Origin of the sequence: Enterobacter cloacae complex sp. I1M (assembly GCF_014982425.1) — a bacterium.
In the GTDB taxonomy this organism is placed as follows: domain Bacteria; phylum Pseudomonadota; class Gammaproteobacteria; order Enterobacterales; family Enterobacteriaceae; genus Enterobacter; species Enterobacter intestinihominis.
On record NZ_JADCLG010000053.1, the window covers coordinates 331 to 864 of the forward strand.

General features: G+C 62.2%; 1 protein-coding gene. It reads right to left on the bottom strand.

Translation table 11 applies throughout. From position 1 onward, the window contains the following. Positions 1 to 534: type VI secretion system Vgr family protein (locus INF86_RS22035; RefSeq protein WP_193543926.1), on the bottom strand; the 534-nt coding region annotated here is incomplete at both ends.

The following is a 534-nucleotide window of genomic DNA, read 5'->3' on the forward strand; positions in this document are numbered from 1 at the left end:
GCCTGGAACAGCCACGCGTTCGGCTTGCGGAAGTCGTAGTCGTCGAGGCTGTAAATCCCCGGCGTCACGCTGTCCTCCAGCGCCCACTGGCTGATGCCCTCTTCATCCGTACTGCCGCCGGACGGCGTCTGATGGTAAGGAATGACCTCATAGCCGCTGAACGGCTGATGCTGCGTCGCGGCGTCGGTCAGTACCAGGGTGTGCTTGTCCGCCTCGTGGCTGAAGTAGTACGCAATCCCCTCCAGCTCCATCAGGCGGCTGATGAAGTCCAGACTCGACTCCTGATACTGCACGCAGTAGTCCCACACCCGGTAGCTGCCGGTGAGTTTGTCTTGGAGGTTAACCTGATGCTCACCCAGCAGGGTTTTCACAATCTGCGGTACCGTCTGGCCCTGGAAAATCCGCAGGTTACGGTCGCGCTTCATCGGCCACAGGTCCGGCTCCACCGTCAGCTGGTAGACCGCATAGCGGGTGCCCGTCAGCTCCACGGCGCTCACCGCCACGCGCGTCACCTTGCCGTTGATATAGCGGGGG